1 protein-coding gene is annotated in these 383 nt (G+C 44.6%); it reads left to right on the top strand.

What is annotated here, in order from left to right; genetic code table 11:
• A partial coding sequence (locus F0L46_RS27950) for a pheromone/general odorant binding protein (RefSeq protein WP_149822439.1) occupies positions 1-383 on the top strand: 383 nt, incomplete at both ends.

Below are 383 nucleotides of genomic sequence, written 5' to 3'. Positions count from 1 at the left end.
GTCAGTTGTCCTGATATGTCTGGCGTTCGCCGTCTTCAACTGCGGAGCCGATAACGTCCACCTTACTGAAACTCAAAAAGAAAAAGCTAAGCAGTACACCTCAGAATGTGTTGAAGAATCTGGCGTGAGCACCGAAGTGATAAATGCAGCGAAGACTGGACAGTACTCCGAAGATAAAGCTTTTAAGAAATTCGTGCTTTGCTTTTTCAACAAATCCGCAATCTTGAACTCAGATGGTACATTGAACATGGATGTTGCGCTAGCAAAACTTCCTCCTGGTGTTAATAAATCTGAAGCCCAAAGCGTACTAGAACAGTGCAAGGATAAGACCGGGCAAGACGCAGCCGATAAAGCCTTCGAGATCTTCCAATGCTACTACAAAG

This window comes from Salinarimonas soli (genome assembly GCF_008386575.1).
In the GTDB taxonomy this organism is placed as follows: Bacteria; Pseudomonadota; Alphaproteobacteria; order Rhizobiales; family Beijerinckiaceae; genus Salinarimonas_A; species Salinarimonas_A soli.
The sequence above is the reverse complement of the archived record's forward strand: the minus strand, read 5'-3'. Positions and strand labels throughout refer to the sequence as shown.